This window comes from Dactylosporangium sp. NPDC050688 (genome assembly GCF_040654515.1).
GTDB lineage: Bacteria > Actinomycetota > Actinomycetes > Mycobacteriales > Micromonosporaceae > Dactylosporangium.
In genome coordinates, this window is record NZ_JBFAIC010000034.1 from 62,853 (window position 1) to 81,016 (window position 18,164).

Annotated in this window: 17 protein-coding genes; 7 read left to right on the forward strand and 10 right to left on the reverse strand. The window is 73.1% G+C overall.

Features of this window, described 5'->3' with window-relative positions:
• Position 1: 1 nt before the first annotated feature.
• From AB0H83_RS28760 to AB0H83_RS28780, 5 genes are all read right to left on the reverse strand, one after another.
• The gene (locus tag AB0H83_RS28760; protein ID WP_360099821.1) at positions 2-2,380 is read right to left on the reverse strand and encodes a DUF4132 domain-containing protein; all 2,379 of its coding nucleotides are present in this window, start codon (positions 2,378-2,380) and stop codon (positions 2-4) included.
• Positions 2,377-2,763, reverse strand: coding sequence for a hypothetical protein (locus AB0H83_RS28765; protein ID WP_360099823.1), 387 nt, complete (start codon positions 2,761-2,763; stop codon positions 2,377-2,379). Before AB0H83_RS28765 ends, AB0H83_RS28760 begins: the two co-directional genes overlap by 4 nt.
• Before the next feature lie 63 nt (positions 2,764-2,826).
• The gene (locus AB0H83_RS28770; RefSeq protein WP_360099825.1) at positions 2,827-3,240 is read right to left on the reverse strand and encodes a hypothetical protein; all 414 of its coding nucleotides are present in this window, start codon (positions 3,238-3,240) and stop codon (positions 2,827-2,829) included.
• Between the two features lie 29 nt (positions 3,241-3,269).
• Positions 3,270-4,274, reverse strand: a complete 1,005-nt coding sequence (locus tag AB0H83_RS28775) for a glycerophosphodiester phosphodiesterase family protein (protein WP_360099827.1) — start codon at positions 4,272-4,274, stop codon at positions 3,270-3,272.
• A 96-nt stretch (positions 4,275-4,370) separates the two neighbouring features.
• The gene (locus tag AB0H83_RS28780) at positions 4,371-5,000 is read right to left on the reverse strand and encodes a response regulator transcription factor (RefSeq protein ID WP_360099829.1); all 630 of its coding nucleotides are present in this window, start codon (positions 4,998-5,000) and stop codon (positions 4,371-4,373) included.
• 26 nt (positions 5,001-5,026) lie between these two features.
• Here AB0H83_RS28780 and AB0H83_RS28785 point away from each other — a divergent pair, with 26 nt between their 5' ends.
• Genes AB0H83_RS28785 through AB0H83_RS28805 form a run of 5 tightly spaced genes read left to right on the forward strand, consistent with a single transcriptional unit; the run spans position 5,027 to position 8,677 of the window.
• The gene (locus AB0H83_RS28785; protein WP_360099831.1) at positions 5,027-6,121 is read left to right on the forward strand and encodes a histidine kinase; all 1,095 of its coding nucleotides are present in this window, start codon (positions 5,027-5,029) and stop codon (positions 6,119-6,121) included.
• Between the two features lie 58 nt (positions 6,122-6,179).
• Positions 6,180-6,503, forward strand: a complete 324-nt coding sequence (locus tag AB0H83_RS28790) for a hypothetical protein (protein WP_360099833.1) — start codon at positions 6,180-6,182, stop codon at positions 6,501-6,503.
• Between the two features lie 42 nt (positions 6,504-6,545).
• Positions 6,546-7,178: an acVLRF1 family peptidyl-tRNA hydrolase gene (locus AB0H83_RS28795; protein ID WP_360099835.1), complete on the forward strand. Its 633-nt coding sequence runs from the start codon at positions 6,546-6,548 to the stop codon at positions 7,176-7,178.
• Between the two features lie 58 nt (positions 7,179-7,236).
• Positions 7,237-8,475, forward strand: coding sequence for a condensation domain-containing protein (locus AB0H83_RS28800; RefSeq protein WP_360099837.1), 1,239 nt, complete (start codon positions 7,237-7,239; stop codon positions 8,473-8,475).
• Positions 8,476-8,485: 10 nt separating this feature from the next.
• The gene (locus AB0H83_RS28805) at positions 8,486-8,677 is read left to right on the forward strand and encodes a hypothetical protein (RefSeq protein WP_360099839.1); all 192 of its coding nucleotides are present in this window, start codon (positions 8,486-8,488) and stop codon (positions 8,675-8,677) included.
• Between the two features lie 79 nt (positions 8,678-8,756).
• Here AB0H83_RS28805 and AB0H83_RS28810 read toward each other — a convergent pair whose 3' ends face one another.
• The 3 genes from AB0H83_RS28810 to AB0H83_RS28820 form a co-directional block, all read right to left on the reverse strand.
• Positions 8,757-9,119, reverse strand: a complete 363-nt coding sequence (locus AB0H83_RS28810) for a hypothetical protein (protein ID WP_360099841.1) — start codon at positions 9,117-9,119, stop codon at positions 8,757-8,759.
• On the reverse strand, positions 9,116-9,646 hold the full coding sequence (locus AB0H83_RS28815; RefSeq protein ID WP_360099843.1) for a MarR family transcriptional regulator: 531 nt from the start codon (positions 9,644-9,646) through the stop codon (positions 9,116-9,118). The genes AB0H83_RS28810 and AB0H83_RS28815 overlap by 4 nt, the downstream gene beginning before the upstream one ends.
• A gap of 646 nt (positions 9,647-10,292) precedes the next feature.
• Positions 10,293-11,471, reverse strand: coding sequence for an MFS transporter (locus tag AB0H83_RS28820; protein ID WP_360099845.1), 1,179 nt, complete (start codon positions 11,469-11,471; stop codon positions 10,293-10,295).
• A gap of 41 nt (positions 11,472-11,512) precedes the next feature.
• Here AB0H83_RS28820 and AB0H83_RS28825 point away from each other — a divergent pair, with 41 nt between their 5' ends.
• On the forward strand, positions 11,513-11,986 hold the full coding sequence (locus AB0H83_RS28825; protein WP_360099847.1) for a GNAT family N-acetyltransferase: 474 nt from the start codon (positions 11,513-11,515) through the stop codon (positions 11,984-11,986).
• Here the strand turns inward: AB0H83_RS28825 and AB0H83_RS28830 are convergent.
• Complete coding sequence (locus AB0H83_RS28830) at positions 11,973-12,404, reverse strand: Rieske (2Fe-2S) protein (RefSeq protein ID WP_360099911.1); 432 nt, start codon at positions 12,402-12,404, stop codon at positions 11,973-11,975. The two genes, AB0H83_RS28825 and AB0H83_RS28830, sit on opposite strands and share 14 nt — an antisense overlap.
• A gap of 167 nt (positions 12,405-12,571) precedes the next feature.
• Positions 12,572-16,099 (reverse strand): ThuA domain-containing protein, encoded by a 3,528-nt coding sequence (locus tag AB0H83_RS28835; protein ID WP_360099849.1) that lies wholly within the window; start codon positions 16,097-16,099, stop codon positions 12,572-12,574.
• Between the two features lie 526 nt (positions 16,100-16,625).
• On the opposite strand from AB0H83_RS28835, the gene AB0H83_RS28840 reads away from it, so the two are divergent.
• On the forward strand, positions 16,626-18,164 hold the full coding sequence (locus AB0H83_RS28840; protein WP_360099851.1) for a sugar ABC transporter ATP-binding protein: 1,539 nt from the start codon (positions 16,626-16,628) through the stop codon (positions 18,162-18,164).

An 18,164-nucleotide genomic window follows, 5' to 3' on the forward strand; every position in this document is an offset into this window, starting at 1 on the left:
GTCAGCCCGGCCCGAGCTGACCCAGGATCGCCGGGTCGGTGATCTTGTGGTCGTCGGCCAGCAACAGCGCCTTGGACAGCACGATCGACAGCATGCCGTCGCCCTCGAACGGGAGGAAGCGCACGCCGGTGGGTTTGGCGGTGCCGGTCGGCACGATGCACAGGTAGCGGTCGTTCGGTGACATCAGGACGTTGCCGCTGCCGATGTGGATGCGGTACGTGCGCCGCCGGCCGTCCACGACGAGGTAGTGGCCGTCGAGCCTGGCCCGGTCGCGGATCTTCAGCTTGGGCAGCAGATGTTCGAGGACCTGGCGGCGGACCTGGCCGTTGGCGGTCAGCTCACCGAACGCGAACGACCGCCAGTAGGCGAAGCGCTCGTCGTCGGTGCCGCGGTCGGCCCACGTCGGGTCGGTGGCGATGGAGGTGACCCCGACGAACAGGTCGACGTCGCGCATCGCCTCGGTGAAGACCCGCACCGGCACCTCCGCGAGCGGGACGTCCTGCCGTGCCCGCCCGCGGCCCCGGGAGAACCGGACCTGATCGGTCGAGCAGAATTGCACGGTGCCCCGACTGCCGTCGGCCGTGGCCCGCTCGTGGTGGAACACGGCGGTCAACCCGGCCGCGGGGAACTCCCGCTTCGCTTCGCCGGAGTCGCCGCCGTCCCAGTCACCCAGATAGTTGCTGCCCCAACGACGCTCCTTCATCAGCGCGTAGGCCTGCTGGTACCGCAGGATGTGCGCCGCGAACCGGTTGGAGTACACGCGGGTCTCCTCCTCGGCCGGGGTCAGCAGGTACACCTCCCGGAATGCCTGCTTGAACGGCTGCACCAGCTCGTGGGCGAGGATGTGGGCGCGCCACGCCCGCACCTCCCGCGGGTCGGCCTCGACCGGGTGCCAGAGCTGGATCTGTGCCCCGGCACCGGGCCCGGCCGTCCCGCCGCCGGCCAGCGTGAAGCTGCCGTCCGCGCTGGGAAGGCCGGTGTACCGGTGGTCGCCGTCGCTGACCGTCCACAGCAGACGTTCGGCGTGGCTGCCGGTGACGGGATGCTCGAGGTACCGCTCCCGCCAGGTCTGCACGGGCCAGTCGCGGTCCTCGACGAGCAGGTCCTCCAGCCGCTCCCGTTCACCGGCGAGGGCCCGCTTCAGGTCGGTGACCGCGCGGCGCACCTGGCCGGTCAGCTCGGCGCCGGCCGACGCCGGCGGCCTGGTCGTGGTCACGCCGCCGTGCTCCCAGGCGACGACGACCCGGGCCCGGTCGTCGACGGACACCACGGCGGTGACGTCACCGGTGCCGAAGCGCCGCTGCCGCCGCCGGTCGAGCCCGCAGTCGGGGATGGTCAGCTCGGTCAGCTCCGAGCGGCTGAGACCGGCAGCGGCGGCGGCCTCGTCGAGGGCGGCGGTGATCTGCTTGAGCTGCCCGCGGTGCCGGGAGCCGCGCTGCAGCCGCACGAGCGCGGCGATCGCGTCGGCGTCGGCCTGCCGCCCGAGCACCGCGTAGCAGGCATTGAGCGGCTTCGGCTCGTGCAGCGTCGGCTCGAGGGCCAGCACGAGCGGCACCAGCCACGGCGCGCCGGACACCTGTGCGGTCCACAGCAGCCCGCGCACCAGGTCGCCGTTGTCCGGGCCGACCCGCACGTCGTAGAACCAGTCCATGAACGGCACCGGACGGCAGGTGTGGGCGAGCTCCAGCAGCTCACGCAGCAGCTTGACCAGCTCTGGGTGGCCGTCCAACAGCCCGGCCGTCCGGCGCAGCCAGCCTTTCGTCGGGCGCGGGCCGGAGGTCACGGTGAGCGCGTGTTCGAGCAGTTCGCCGAGCGCCCCGGCCGGTACCCGCCGCAGGTGCTCGACCGCCGCTCGGCTCCAGCCGTCCCCGTAACGGATCCGTCCGGCCCAGACGGGCGGGCTGCCGCCGCCGGTTTCGGCGAGCAGCGCCAAGCACTGCAGCAGCCGCACCCGCTCGCCCTCGCCGCCTGTGCCCGGCGCGTCGACCAGCTGCAGGGCCTCCCGGATGCGGTATGTCAGGGCAGCCTTGCCGACCGGGTCCAACGCCTCGGCCGCGCCGGTCGCGACCCGCAGTACGGGCACCACCGCGTCCTGCGGCGCCTGGTGGGCGAGGCCGAACAGCAGCTCGACGTCGGCCGTCGTCCACGCCGGCCGGCGGCCCTCCAGGGCGGGGAAGAGATGGGCCGCCTGCCACACCCAGATGTGGGACGTCACCGCCCGCTCGGCGAGCACGATGACGACCGAGCGGACCTGCGCGTCGTCGAGGCCGGGCAGCACGTGGTGCCGGAAGTGCCCGTGGTTCTCGGCGCCGGGCCCCGGCGTGTCCGGCAGCAGCCGCGCCGCCCGGTCCCGGTGCGTGGCCAGGGCTTCGGCGGTCATCCGCCGACCAACTGGACCAGGCGGATGAACGCCACTCGGGACGCCTCGCCGAGGGCCAGTTCCTCGTCGAGGTCCTCGACCTGCCGGTCACCGACGAGCACGAAGAACGCGTTGCCGCCGAAGGCGGTCACCGCCGCGTCGGCCTGCTCCTCCCAGTCGATCAGCGCCGGGGTCGTCATGCGGTACCCGTTGAGGTCCGCCTCGGCGGCGGTCGGGCGGACCAGGCCGTGGAAGCGTTCGACCGGCCGGGCGTTGTAGCGCGCGACCTCTTCACGCACCCGCAGGCGGATCAGCTCGCGCAGCGTCACCGTGCCGGACACGTCCAGCTCCAGGGCACCGACGACCCGGCCCGTGGCCGTCTCGTCGTGGATCTTCACGAGCACGCAACGGAGCGTAGGCCACCCCGCCGAGTCCTGTCACGCGCGGCGTGAGCAGGCCCGGGATGGTCAGAGCGCGCCGGCCTCGGCGTCGGTGACCACGACGACCTGGTAGCCGAGTTCCGCGTACTCCGTCGAGCGCGGCATCTCGAAGGTGACCCGCAGCCGGTCGGCGGCGACGTCCGCGTCGACGTTGCGGACGCCCTGCGCCTGGGTGTCGCCGCCGCGGGTGCGGTAGAAGCGCAGGAAGACCTCCGCGGCGACGGCGTACGGCGCGGCCGGGACCGGGGCGTCCGGCACGAAGAACGCCGCCACGTGGATGAGGTCCGGGTCCAGCGTCGTGGCGCCGGTGGTCACCTGACGCACCTGGAGGTCGCCCCGGTACGTCGTGATGGTGACCGGTACACCGCGGGCCGGGTCCCTGCCGAGCGCCTGGGTGCACAGGCCGGGCGTCACGGTCTCGATGACCAGCTGTCCGGGCATGCCAGGAGCGTATCGCCGGCCGGCAATCCTCAGCGCGGGGTGAGCAGCGGTGCGACGACGTCGGCGCGGTTGGTCCAGATGCCGCCGGTCCAGCCGTCGGGCAGCTCGCCGACGTCGGCGGGGGTGTCGAAGCCGGCCGACCAGGGGCCTTCGCCGCGGACCAGGATGACGCGGGTGTCGACGGTACGCATCCGCGCCACGAACAGGTTCGGCCAGCCCCACAGCCAGCGGCCGTACCGGGCGGGCAGTGGCAGCTCGCGGTGCCGGCAGCTGCCCGGGACGTGGCCGGTCCAGCCGGCCCCGGCGTAGTCCAGCAGGCAGTCCTTGATGATGGCCCGCGACGAGGTGCGCACCTGGGGCAGGCGCCGCTCGACGGCGGCGACGGCCGTGTCGCCCCCGCTGACGGTGACCGTGGCGAGCCGGTCCGGCGGCAGCGTGGCGAGGAACGCGGCGAGCGCGTCGCCGTCGGACTGCTGGTCGCGTTTGAGGTCGACCTTGAACGAGCGCCCGGGCAGCGCGGCGAACACCTCCGGGACCGTCGGCAGCAGCCCGACGCCCTTGCCGCGCAGCGGGAACGTGGCGCCGCCGTCGGCGGTGTACCCGTAGCCGAGGTCGAGCCGGCGCAGCTCCTCCAGGGTGTGCTCGCCGACGGTGCCGGTGCCGTCGGTGCGGCAGTCGAGGGTGGCGTCGTGGAAGACGGCGAGCTGGCCGTCGAGGGTCAGCTGCACGTCGATCTCGGCCTGGTCGGCGCCCGCGTCGAACGCCGCCCGCAGGGAGGGCAGGGTGTTCTCCAGGTACGGCACCTGCGGCGGGTGGATGATCCGGGCGGTGCACGTGTCACCGGTGACGCCCGCCAGGTCGAACGTCTGCGCGATCCCCCGGTGCGCGAGCAGGAACGGCCGCTGCCCGTCCTCCGGCCCGGCGATCGTGGAGCTGTTGCGCAGGTACAGGCCGGCGGCGGCGACGAGGAGCACGGCCAGCACGACGGCGAGGCGCCGTGGCCAGCGGCGGCTCCGCGGTGGATCGTTCAGCACCCATCGCAGCCTGCCAGGGGGCCCCGGCGGCCGGAAGCGGCGAAGGACGTAGGTCGACCGGCCCTTTGGTACCGACCGACCGCCCGGCCCGCCGACCTACCTACCGGGCAGCAGCTGCCGGGCCAGCAGCGCCGCCTGGGTGCGGCTGGTCACGTCCAGCTTCGCCAGCACGTTGCTGACGTGGGTCTTGACGGTCCGCTCGGCGAGCGCCAACGCCCCGGCGATCTCCCGGTTGCCCAGACCCTGGCCGAGCAGCTCCAGGACCTCCCGCTCGCGGGGCGTGAGCGCGCTCAGGTCGGGGGACCGCTCCGTGTGCTGCGCCGGCCGCGGCCACAGCAGCTCGGCGGCCGACGCGCTCAGCGGGCGTACCCCGGCGTGCGCGCCACGCACCGCCGCGGCGAGCTCGGCGCCGGTGGCGTCCTTGAGCACGAACCCGTCGGCTCCCGCGGCCAGGGCCCGCTGGATGTCCGCGGCGCTGCCGACGGTCGTCAGCATCAGCACCTTGACCTCGGGCTGCCGGGCCCGCAGCTCGCGCATGGTCGCGACCCCGTCGACGCCGGGCAGGTACAGGTCCATCAGGATGATGTCGGCGGGGACCGGGTCGCGCAGGAGGCCGGCGCCGTCGGCGAACCCGGCGACCACCTCGATGTCGGGCTCGGCGCCGAGGATCAGGGCGAGCCCTTCACGGACGAGCGCCTGGTCGTCGACGACGGCGAGCCGGATCACCCGGCCGATGATATGTCAGGGGAGACATGCTGCGGACGCACTGGCGGATCGTGATCGACGTGGCGCTGTACGCGACGCTCGTCACGCTGTACGCGCTGTCCGGCACGGTGCTCAGCGTCCCGCTGGCCGTCGCGCAGCTGGTGCCGCTGGTCTGGCGCCGCCGCGCGCCCGGCACCGCGCTCGCCATGATCAGCGTGGCGACGGCGGCGCACTCGCTGCTCGGCATGGGCAGGGCCGTGGGGTACCTGCCGGTGTCGCTGGCGATGTACACGGCGGCGACGCACCGGTCTCCCGCGGTGCGCTGGGGGATGTGCGGCGCGGCCGCGGCGGTGGTCACGGTGACCGGCGCGATCCGGCGCGGCCCGGTCGAGGGTGGGCTGATCGCGGCCGTGGCGCTGATCGTCACCTGGCTCGCCGGTGTCGAGCGCGGCGAGCACCTGCGGGAGCGGGCCACCGTCGCCCGGCTGCGGCTGGAGCGGCGCCTCGCCGAGCAGGCGGCGGCCGGCGCGCAGGCCCGGGAGCGGCTGGCCCGGCGGCTGCACGACAGCCTCGCCCACACGATGACGGTCATGCTGGTGCAGGGTGAGGCGCTGCGCGCGACCGCCGAGCTGGCACCCGCCGACGAGCAGCGCCTCGACACCGTGCTGCGGGCCGGCCGGGACGCCCTCGCCGAGGTACGCCTGGCCCTGGCCGAGGAGGACCGGCGGGACACGGAGGCCACCCTGACCGAGCGCCTCGACGCGCTGCGGGAGGCGGGACTGGTCGCGCCCGGGACACTGCCGTACGACCTCGCCGGGCTGCCACCCGGCGTGCGGGAGGTGGCGCTGCGGCTGGCCGGGGAGGCGGCCACGAACGCGCTGCGGCACGACGGGCCGGGCACGACGCTGCGCGCCGGGCTCGACGAGGACGCCGCCGGTTGGACCATGCGGCTGACGAGCCGCCCCGCGACGCGCGCCAGGCGCCGGAAGGCCGGCGAGGGTGGGTACGGGCTGCGCAGCCTCGACGCCGACGTGCGCGCCGCGGGCGGGACGCTGCGCTACGGGCCGGCCGGCGCCGGGTGGGAGGTGGTCGCCGAGTTCCCGCGACCCGCGGACCACAGCAGCGTTCACGCCGGCGGGTGAAGCGGGTGCCGCCCGCCGCCACCGGCCCATACGCTGGTGCCGACAACAAGGAGGTGGCGTGCAGGGACGGTTGCGTGCCGTCGCGCAGCTTGCCGTCGCCGTGCTGGTGGCCGCGCTGACCGCGATCGTCGTGAGCCACATGCCGCCGCTGACCGGCGCCCGGCTGGTCGTCGTCGCGGTGGCCTCGCCGATCGCCCTGCTCGGCGGGCTCTGGCTGGAGATCTTCGCGGCGACGCCGGACGACCCGAGCCCGCGCCCGCGCCGCCGCGGGCTGCGCCGCCGGATCCGGCGGTTCCTGCGCACCTGGCGCGGCGTGCTGTCCTCCGTCGCGATCGTCGGTGTGGTGGTGCTGGTACCGCTGCTGTTCGTGCACGCGGCCTGAGCCACGACCCGGTCACCGGCCTGGCTGAGGCAGACTGGCGGCATGGTGAAGGCGCGGCCCGCGGCCGGCGGGGGACGGTGGGTCGAGATCTCCCCGGAGCGGCTCAAGGGGTGGCTCGACGGGTTCTACGGCCGGCACAACGGCGCCACCGAGGACGCGCTCACGCTGACCGGGGCGAGCAACGGCGACACCGCCACCCTGCACCCGCCGCCCGGCCTGGACGGGGTCGCCGACATCGACACGCTGCTGCAGGGCCTGGCCAGGCCGCCGAAAATCGGGCTGCTGCTGGTGCGCCGGGGCGCCGCCGCGGTCGGGGTCGCCGACGGCACCACCCTGGAGTCGTCCAAGGTCGAGCGGTTCTACGTGCAGGGCCGCACGGCCGCCGGTGGGTGGTCGCAGCAGCGGTACGCCCGCCGCCGCGGCAACCAGACCGACGCCGCCGTCGAGGAGACGGCCGGTATCGCCGCCCGGGTCCTGTCCGGGCACACCGACCTCGCCGCGCTCGTCTGCGGGGGCGACCGCCCCATGATCGACCTGGTCCTGGAGGACCCGCGGCTGGAGCGGCTCGCGGCGCTGCGGCACCCGCACCTGCTGGAGGTGCCCGAGCCCCGGCTCGCCGTGCTGGAGGAGGCCGCGGTCGCCGCCCGAAAGGTCCGCATCCATCTGGTGCCGTGAGCGCTACGCTGTCGGCGGTCGCGCTGAGCATGAGGGTGGTCCGTCGATGGTTGACGTAATGGATCGGATCGACGTCGCGTTCCGCGGCGAGGGCAGTGGCGTCGCCGAACTGACCTGGGGCCAGCAGTCGATGCTGCTGACCATGGACCGCGAGCGGTCGTGGCTGCCGATGGGCGGGCACCAGCCGGTCGCGCCCGGCACGACCGTCGCCGACGTCGTCGGCGAGCTGCGGTACTCACTGGAGCGGTATCAGTCCTTCCGCACCCGGCTGCGCCACGACGGGGGCCCGCTGCAGGAGGTCCACGCCGAGGGGACGCTGGCCGTCGAGGTGTACGAGACGTCCGACCCGGCCGGGTTCGCCGGTGAGGTCGAGCACGCGTACCGGACCGCCGAGCCGGACCTGGCGGCGGACTGGCCGCTGCGGGCCGCGGTCGTCTGCCGCGACGGCCGGCCCGAGCGGCTCGTCGTGATCATGCCGCACCTGGTCACCGACGCGGTCGGCGCCGGGGTCATGGTCGCCGAGGCCACCGCCCGCGTCGCGACCCCGGTCACCGGCCCGCAGCCCCTCGAACTGGCCGCCTGGCAGCGCTCCCCGTCCGGCGAACGCCAGAGCGCCGCGGCCGTCCGGCACTGGGAGCGGCACCTGCCGTCGATCGCGGTGCTGGCCCCGTCGCTGCACCCGGACCCGGAGCGGTTCCCGAAGGCGCGGTTCACGTCGCCGGCGATGGCGTTCGCCGTTGCCGCCGTCGCCGCGCGTACCGGCGTCGACCCGGCCACGATCCTGTCGACCGCGTTCATGATGGCCGTCGGGCAGGTCACCGGCACCGACCAGGTGGCGGTGCGGCACCTGGTGAGCAACCGCTTCCGCACCGGCCTCGCCGAGGTGGTCAGCCCGCTCGCCCAGCTCGGCCTCTGCGTCGCCGACGTGTCCGGCCCGCTCGACGCCGCGCTCGGCCGGGTCGCCAGAGCGTCGCTGGCCGCGCACAAGCACGCGTACTACAACCCGCTGCACCTCGCGGAGCTGCTCGCCGGCTCGGACACCGACGTCACCCGCACCGTGTGCTACAACGACCGGCGCACCCAGCGGGTGTCCGCCGCGGTGCCGTCCACCGACGACGGCGTCTTCGAGTGGGTCGGCGCGTCGACGGGCCCCACTGAGCCGCTGTTCCTGCACATCGACGACGAGCCCGGCGCCCTGGTCCTCACCGTCGACGTGGACACCGCGTTCCTGTCCCGCGCCGACGCGGAGGCCGTCGCCCGCACCATGGAGTCGATCATCGTCACGGGTCGCGGGTGACAATCGGACGGTGCCAGACACCACCAAGCCGCGCCTGCGGTGCCCGCTGTGCGAGGGCGAGCGCTTCGACCGCGAGGACGGCCGCCTGTCGATCCGCAACGGCAGCACCGACCAGCGCGCCGTCCTGCTGATCTGCCGCCGCTGCAAGCCCATCCTGCCGTTCCTCAACCGGCAGTCGTTCTTCGACGACGGGACCGGCTGAGGGGTCCCGCGGCGCAGGCCGCTGTGCCGGACCCGGTCCGGCACAGCGGCGCGCTGGCGGGACTTTGAGCGGGAGGCAGCTATCCCACGACGGCTGAGCGCAGCGCCTGCCACGGGGTCGCGTCGAAGATGAGCGTGATGGACGTGATCAGCCCGCCGGTGAGGCGGAAGTGCTCGGCGGTGCGCTGCGTGCCGACCGGCGAAGCGGTGTGCACGTCGTAGACGAGGGTGGCCTCGTCGGTGCCGTACAGCTCGCTGCGCAGCTCGACGCCCGTCACGATGCTCAGGAAGCCGGGCAGCCCCGCGAGGTGACCGGCGGGGTCGTCGCTGCGCAGCATCGGGCTGCGGAACTGGAACGGTGTCCCGGTCAGCGCGACCGCGGCCGCCACGTCCCCACGGAACCGGGCGTCGTGATAGGCCCGCACCACATCGGCGATGTTCATCGGTTTCGCACTCCTTGCACACCTTGGACGAGCCGGAGGCACAGGTCACGCAACTGCTCGGCCTCGGCCGCGCTGAGGCCGGCGAACACGGCCGTCATCGCCGCCCGGGTCGGCGCCCGGAACTGGTCCAGCCAGGCGAGGCCCGCCTCGGTCGCGACGGCCCGCACCGAGCGCCGGTCCGCCGGGTCGGGCACGCGCCGCACCAGGCCCTCCCGCTCCAGGGTGTCGACGAGGCCGGTGACGTTGCGCGGGGTGACGCCGAGTTGCTGCGCCAGCTCGCCGAGCGGCAGGCCGCCGTCGCCGCTGGTGCGCAGCCGCAGCAGCAGGTCGAACCCACCGGCGCTGAGCCCTCGGCCGCCCGTGCCCGCGGAGCGCAGGTGCTCGATCGCCGCCGCCGCCGAGCGCACGGCGGCGGCCGCCTCCAGCAGCGGCAGCGCCGGGTCCTCGACCGCGCCGGTGAACGCCTCCAGCGCGGAACGCGTGCCCGGGTCGAACAGCAGGCCACCGTCATCAGTTACGTACTGCATAATGAAGAGGTACAGTAACTGCCCATGCGACCCACCGCAACCGCCGCCCACAGCTGGACGACTCGACCGTGACCGCCCTGCTGTACGCCAACACCGCCGGGATCGCCCTTATCGGCCTGCCGGTGGCGGTGTTCGCCGCTTCCGCCGCCGCACTGGTCCGCCACACCGCCGGCCCCGGTTGCTGACGCTGCTCGGCTGGCTCGCGGCGGTGCTGCTGGCCACCGGGGCGGCCTTCCTGTGGCGGGGACCGGCCACGGGCCACTGTGGACGGTGTGGTTCGTAAGCTTCGTGACGTTTGTCGGGTTCGTCCTGGCCACCTCGGTGTATGTGCTGACCCGCAACCCCGCCCGCAGCCGCCACCGGTTGACCTGGGGGCGGTACATCGCGGTGCGCAGTACGCCCTCCGGGTGCTCCCGCCGGCGGATCGCGCCCCACCGGCGCATGGTGCCGAGCAGGGCGGTCTGCGGCAGGTCCTGCGCGAGGTGTACCTCGCCGGTCAGCGGGTACGCGACCCGCAGCAGCGACCCGGACCGCGCGGTCACGAACTCGCGGAACTCCCGCTCGTCCTCCGGGCTCATCCAGCATCCTTCCGATCGGTCTCACCCCGTACAGACACCGCGGGCGCCCGGAACAAATGCCTGGCGCGTCAGATGCGGGCGACGGACTGCCGGGGGCGCAGCGCCGGGGCGGTGGCGGCGACGAACAGCGACAGCACCACCGGGACGGCCAGGGCGCCGGGCAGGCCGGCGACCCGGCTGGCGGCGCCGATGAGGACCGGGCCGAGCAGGAAGCCAAGGTAGCCGAGGCCGACGACGCGGGCGAGGGCGCGGCCGGCGGCGTCGGGGTTGCGGTCGCCGGCTGCCGAGTACACCTGCGGGGCGATGAGGGCCATGCCGGCGCCGAGGCAGGCGAACCCGGCGACGCCCGCCGCCGGCTCGCCGACGAGCAGGGCCGCGCCGAGGCCGCCGGCGGCGAGCAGGCCGCTGGCCCGGACCAGCAGGACTGGGCCGAACCTGGCGGTGAGCCGGTCGCCGGCGAGGCGGGTCACGGTCATCGCCACCGAGAACGCGGCGAACGCGGCCGCCGCGAAGCCGGCCGAGCTGTGCAGGTCGTCGCGCAGATAGACGGCGCTCCAGTCGGCGGCGGCGCCCTCACCGACCAGCGCGCAGCAGGCCAGCACGCCGAGGAAGAGCACGCCCCGCACGGGCCCGGCCGCCGCGGCCGCCGGCACCGAGATGACCGCGGGCGCCGGCACCGGCGGCAGGGCCCACCACGACGACCACGCGGCGAAGGCGAGCATCGCGACGCCGACCGCGGCGAACGTCGTGCGCGGCCCGGCGCCGGCGTGGGCGAACAGGCCGCCGGCGCTCGCGCCGAGGAAGCCGCCGATGCTGTACACCGCGTGGAACGACGACATTATCGGCCGCTGCCAGGCCCGTTGCACGTCGATGGCGTTGGCGTTCATGGCGATGTTCAGCGTCCCGTGTACGGCGCCGAACACGAACAGCGCGACGGCGAGGGCGGCCAGGCTCGGCGCGTACGCCGGCGGGATCAGCGCGAGCCCCTCGGCGAACGCGACTGGCAGCATCACCCGCCGGCTGCCGAACCGGTCGACCAGCCGCCCCGTGGCCTGCATGCCGGTGATGGCGCCCGCGGCGAACGCGAGCAGCGCGAAGCTCAGCGCCCCGTCGTCCAGCGCCAGGTCGCGCTTGACGGCGGGGATGCGGGCCGTCCACACCCCGAGGGTGATGCCGAACAGCAGGAACAGCAGGGCGGTCGCGACCCGCGCCCGCACGAAAACCCGACGCTGCGGCGATTCCGGCACGCCAGGATTGTTCCGCATCCGGCCCGGACTAGCATCAGGGCGTGCAGTTCCGCGACGCCGTCCACGCCGACCTGCCCGCCGTGGTCGGGCTGCTCGCCGACGACATCCTCGGCAGGAGCCGGGACAGGGCGGTGGTCGACGACGCGTACGAGCGGGCCTTCCAGCAGATCACCGAGGACCCGCGCAACCTGCTGATCGTCGCCGACGACGGTGGGGAGGTGGTGGCGGTGCTGCAGGTGACGTACATCCCGGGGCTGGGCCGGCACGGCGCCGAGCGGGCGCTGGTCGAGTCGGTCAGGGTGCGGGCCGACCGGCGCGGGCAGGGGCTCGGCGCGCGGCTCATGACCTGGGTCGTGGACCGGGCGCGCGAGCGTGGCTGCGCGCTGGTGCAGCTCACCACCGACAAGCGCCGCGCCGACGCGCACCGGTTCTACGAGCGGCTCGGCTTCGTCGCCAGCCACGAGGGCATGAAGCTGGACCTCAGTGCAGGCGGGGGGCGGGTCACGCCTGGGTGATCCGGCCCGCCTCGACCTTGATGGAGATCTCCTTGAGGCCGCTCGTCGCGGGGCCGCTCATGCGGGCGCCGTCGGCGATGGCGAAGGTCGAGTTGTGCGCGGGGCAGGTCGCGACCCCGTCCTTCGGGGCGCTGACCTTGACGCCCTTGTGGGGGCAAGCGGCGTCGTACGCCTTGAACGTGCCGGCGACCGGCTGGACGAGCAGGACGTCACCGACGACGGTGCCGCCGCCGACGGGGATGTCAGCGGTGCTCGCCAGGCTGGCCGCCGGGGCCGGATCGGCCGGCGTCGGGGACGTCGCCGGGGCGGCCGCGGCCTCGGAGGGCGCGGCGTCGTCGCCGCACGCCGCCAGCAGGCCGGCCACGCCGGCCGCACCGGCGCCGGCCAGGAGCGCACGGCGCCCCGCACACCATCGCATCGACACTGTCGTGCTCCTTCCGTCGGACACCGACTAGGACGAAGACGAGGACGATAGGCACGATGGTGGTCGATGGCAATTGATTGCACGTGTTTTCACGGGTACCCGAACGATGCGGCGCCGGCCCCGCCACGTTGCGGGACCGGCGCCGGGCTCAGCGGGACGGGTCAGGCGAGGGTGAACCGCCACTGCTGGTTGGTGCCGCCGTGGCAGGTCCACTGCAGCAGGCGGGCGCCGTCGGCGGTCGAGGCGCCGTTGACGTCGACGCACCGTCCGCTCTGCACGCCCTTGATGGTGTACACGCCGGAGGTGCCGGTCGCGGTCACGGTGAACTTCTGGTTGGCGCCGTTGTTGCAGGTGGACTGCTGCAGGAACGCCCCGTCGGCGGTGGAGGACCCGGTGACGTCGAGGCACTTGCCGCTGTGCACGGCCTTCAGGTAGACGGCGCCGCCGCCGGCGTCGACGGCCTGCCACTTCTGGTTGTTGCCGCCGGTGGCCGCCCACTGGACGACCTGCGCGCCGTCGGCCGTCGAGACGCCGCTGACGTCCACGAGCTTGCTGCTGTGCTGGGCGGTCAGCGTCCAGGTCTTGCCGGCCACGCCGCCGCCGGTGGCGGGGGTGCCGACCCCGGCGCCGCCGAAGGTGAACGAGTCGACGTCGAAGCCGTTGTTCGCGCTGTTCTTGAACACCATGTACAGCGTGTGCGTGCCGGACAGCGCGGCGGTGCTGACCGTCGCGGTGTTCTGGTAGTTGTCCCACCCGGTGGTGTTCGGGATCGCGGTGGTCGCCAGGAGGGTGCCGGTCGGCGAGTCGGCGCGCAGCTCGATGGAGCCGCCGCCGGTCGGCGAGGAGACCCGGTAGGTGACGTTGGTGATGCCCTGCAGGCTCATCGGGTTGAAGGAGATCCAGTCGTTGTTGGAGATGTCCCCGATGCGTTTCGTGCTCTCCGCGCCGGCCTGGTCGACGACCCGGATGCCGCTCTGTGCGGTGAAGTACTCCGCCTGCTTGTGCTTCGGCTGCAGGATCGCCTGGCCGTAGCCGGTCAGCGGGGCCGCGCCGCCCGCGCCGCCGTTGTCGGTGTAGTGGGCGACGAGGGCGTAGAACAGGTTCGCCCCGTCGGGGTGCCCGCCGAGCAGGTCGGTGGAGATGGTGCCGGAGCAGCCCGGGTACTCGGTGGTCTCGTGCAGGTGGTCGTCGTGGCCGAGGGCCGGGTTGACGTACACCTTCGAGCAGTCGACGGCGGCGCCGCCCGGGTCGGTGACGGTGACCGTGTAGGGCACCTGGTCGCCGAAGTTGAGCATGCCGCCGTTGACCGGGGTGCTGACCGTGACGGTCGGTGCGGTGTTGCCGACGGTGATCTGCACGTTGGCGAAGCCGGTCTTGCCGGTGTTGTCGGTGACCTTCAGCTGCGCGGTGTAGTTGCCGTTGGCGGTGTACGTCTTGGCCGGGTTCGCCGCCGTGGACGTGGTGCCGTCGCCGAACGTCCACAGGTAGCTGATCGTGTTGCCCGGGTCGGGGTCGATCGAGCCGGCGCTGGAGAACTGGACGTTGAGCGGGGCGTTGCCGTTCGTCGGCGTGCCGGTGGCCTTGGCGATCGGTGACCGTCCACCTTGGACGTAGTCGATGCGGTACAGGCCGGAGTCGTTGTTGCCGCCGCCGAAGTTGGAGCCCCACTCCAGCAGGTACAGCGAGCCGTCGGGGCCGAACTCCAGATCCATCGGCTTGTTGAAGTTGCCGGCGGGCAGGAACGTGTTGGTCCGGGTGACGGCGGTGCTGCCGTCGAAGTGGACCTCCTTGATGAAGCTGCGGGACCACTCGTAGAAGAAGCTGACGCCGTCGTAGTACTGCGGGAACTTCGTCCCCGACGGGTTCGCCGCGTTGTACCGGTAGACGGGCCCGCCCATCGGCGCCGAGCCGCCGGAGCCGAGCTCGGGGAAGTTCGGCGAGGCGCCGTAGCCGTACCAGAGGTTCGGCGCGACGACCGGCTTGAGGTTGACCAGGCCGGTGTTGTTGGGCGAGTTGTTGACCGGCGCGGCGCAGTTGAACTTCGCGCCGACGACGCCGGTGTCGGGGTTGTAGGGCGCGTAGGGCTGGTTGTCGCCGTGGCAGAACGGCCAGCCGTAGTTGCCGGCGCTCTTGATGACGTTGAGCTCCACGAGCCCCTCGGGCCCGCGGTTGGTCGTGGGCAGGCCGCGGTCCGGGCCGTAGTCGGCGAGGTGGACCCAGCCGGTGGCCGGGTCGATGGAGAAGCGGAACGGGTTGCGGAAGCCCATCGCGTACACCTCGGGCCGCGTCTGGGCGGTGCCCTGCGGGTAGAGGTTGCCGGTCGGGATGGTGTAGCCGCCGGATGCCGCCGGGCGGATGCGCAGCAGCTTGCCGCGCAGGTCGTTGGTGTTGCCCGCGGTCTTCGCGGCGTCCAGGTGGGACTTGCCGGATCGCCAGTCCAGCGGGGCGTAGCCCTGCCAGTTCGGGTCCAGGTTCGGCGCGACGTCGTCGCCGGTGCCGACGTACAGGTTGCCGTCGGGGCCGAAGTCGATGTACCCGCCGGTGTGGCCGGGCTCCGGTGACGTGCGGTCCCGGGTCGCGGGGATGTCGATGATGGTGACCCCGCTGGACATGTTCAGCGTGTCCCCGCTGAGCGTGTACCGGGACACCCGGTTGATGTCGGTCGTGCTGCTGGCCGGGGAGTGGTACAGGTACACGTACCCGTTGGTGGCGAAGGCCGGGTCCAGAGCCAGGCCGGTGAGGCCGTCCTCGCCGCCGGTGTAGACGCTCAGGGTGCCCGCGGTGACGGTGGTGTTGGTGGCCGGCTTGAAGATCTTCACCTGGCCGGCCCGCTGGACGTAGACGACCCGCCCGTCGGGCGCGACGGCGAGCGCCATCGGGTCGGCGGTGTTGTCGTCCAGGGTGCGCTTCTCGAAGTTGCCCCACACGGTGCCGCCGCAGTCGCCGGCGAGGTTCCCGGCCGCCCAGCGCACGCCGCCCAGGACGTGGTTGCGGAAGTTGGTCTCGCTGTAGGACTCGATCGCGTGGCCCATGGCGGTGGTCCAGACGCGCCCTCCGCTGGTGCTGCGGCACCAGGAGATCGGGTGGTCGCTGCCCATGGCGCGGCTGCCCGGGTTGTAGGTGCGCTCGTCGGCGGTGACGAGCACGTGGACGTCGCCGCGCGGGTTCTTGTCGAAGTTGTACCACTCCTCGCTGCGGTTCCACCGGTCCGGCAGGCCGGCCGTGGACGGGTGGAACTTGTCCGCGACGATGGCCTGCCCGGCCAGGACGCCGGGGGAGTGCTCGGGCATGTGCGCGCCCGCGTTGACCGTCTGGTCCCACCACGGGTACTCGGTCTCGATGCCCATGTCGGTGGCGTTGTGGATGGCGACGATGCCCTTGCCGCCGGCCAGGAAGCCCTCGACGGCCTGCCGCTGCGCCGCGGTCGTGAAGACCATGCCCGAGGTCTGGAACATGATGAGGACGTCGTAGGTGGCGAGGTTGGCGGGCGTGAAGACGGCGGCGTCCTCGGTCTGCACCACCTCGAAGTTGTTGGCGGCCGCCTGCTGCTGGAACATCGTGATGCCGGCGGGGATCGAGTCATGTCGATAGCCGACGGTCCCGGTGAACAGCAGGGCGCGGAACGCGGGAGCCGCCGCCGCGGGCCTGACGAGCGCCATCGCCAGCAGCATGCCGACGATCGTTCCCATGATCAATGTGCTTCTTCGCATGCCGTTTCCTCTCGGCGGGACAACGGGGCGCCGACCACGGGCGCGCGGCAGCCACCCTGCGGGTGGGCAGGGTCGAGCACAGCGTGAGGTGCCGGTCGGGTCGACTGCCGCCCGCCGTGACGGACAGTCACATTTAGGGAGTCCCCGAGCCGTGGTCTGCGACGCCCAGCGTGCTGGACCCATCTTCAGAAGTCAATATTCACGATGTATTCGCAGGTGAAGACACATGTGACTGGTCACATCCCGGAGGGAGCGCTCTCTCGACCGTCATCCGTTCGGCCGTTCGGGTGCCGTCGATCGGAGGATGTCAGGCAACGGGTTTGTTTCGGTGGCGTTGCGCCATTGCGGCACAACATCGAAACATTTAGTCTGCTCACCACGAGCTTTAGTCGAACCCAGCAAAAGTCAGGGCTTCAACGGCGAAAGTCCCCACGCTACGTGCTCCACCGATGCTCGACCGCGATCACGGCCGTCTTCGATGGTTACGGTCAGTTAGGGGTTAGCGATGCCTGAACCGCCAGCCGCACCACCGCTCCACCCGCTGCTCCGGCTCACCGGGATCGGCAAGTCCTTCCTCGGCGTCCGGGTCCTGGCCGACGTCGACCTCGACGTGCGCCCGGGCGAGGTGCACGCCGTGGTGGGCGAGAACGGCGCCGGCAAGTCGACCCTCATGAAGATCATTTCCGGGGTGTACGTGCCGGACGGCGGGACCGTCGAGCTCGACGGCGGCGCCGTGAGCTTCCGCAGCCCGCGCGACGCGCAGCGGGCCGGCATCGGGATCATCCACCAGGAGTTCAACCTGCTGCCCGAGCGGACCGTCGCGGAGAACGTCTTCCTCGGCCACGAACCCGTCCGCCGCGGCCTGGTCGACCGCCGGGCCATGCACGAGCGCACCGCAGAGCTCCTCGCCGCCGCCGGTGAGACGTCCTTCGACCCCGCCGTGAAGGTCGGCCGCCTCGGCGTCGCCCAGCAGCAGGTCGTCGAGATCGTCAAGGCGCTCGCCCTCGACGCCCGCCTGCTCATCATGGACGAGCCCACGGCCGCCCTCGCCGACCACGAGGTCGAGCTGCTCTACGCGCTGGTGCGCCGCCTGCAGCAGCGCGGCATCGGCCTGCTCTACGTCTCGCACCGGCTCACCGAGGTGTTCGACCTGTCCGACCGCATCACCGTGCTCAAGGACGGCCGGCGGGTCACCACCCTGGACACCGCCGGCACGACCGCCGACCAGCTGGTCAAGCACATGGTCGGCCGCGAGCTCGCCGGATACTTCCCGCCGAAGGCGGTGCCCGGCGACCTCGGCGCGGTCCGCCTGTCCGTCCACAACGGATCGAACCACAAGCTGCGCGGCGTCGACGTGTGGCTGCGCGCCGGGGAGATCCTCGGCATCGGCGGCCTGCAGGGCTCCGGCCGCTCCGCGCTCGCCCGGGCGCTGTTCGGCGCCGACCCCTTCACCACCGGCACGGTCGAGCTCGACGGCGCACCGGTGCAGCTGCGCTCGCCGCGCGCCGCGGTCCGCGCCGGCATCGCGTACGTCACCGAGGACCGCAAGGGCGAAGGCATTGTCGGCGGCCAGTCGGTCCTCGACAACGCCCTGCTCGCCGGCCGTGCCGTCTTCCCCGTCTGGCGGGGGCGGGGCCCCCGCACCGTGAAGGTCCGGGAGCTGCTCGCCGCCGTCGAGGTGCACACCGCCGGCTCGGGCGGCGAGGACCAGGAGATCCGCTTCCTGTCCGGCGGCAACCAGCAGAAGGTCGTCCTGGCCCGCTGGCTCGCGCTCGCCCCGAAGATCCTGCTGTTCGACGAGCCGACCCGGGGCATCGACGTCGGTGCCAAGTCCGCCATCCACGACCTCGTGCGCAAGCTCGCCCGCGACGGCGCCGCGGTGCTGATGATCTCCTCCGAGCTGCCCGAGCTGCTCGGCATGAGCGACCGGATCGTCGTCATGCGCGACGGCGCCGTCGCCGGGGAACTGCCCGCCGGCGCCGGCGAAGAGGACGTCGTCGGCCTGGCGACCGGCGCCCTGACCGTGGAAGAGGTGACGGCGTGA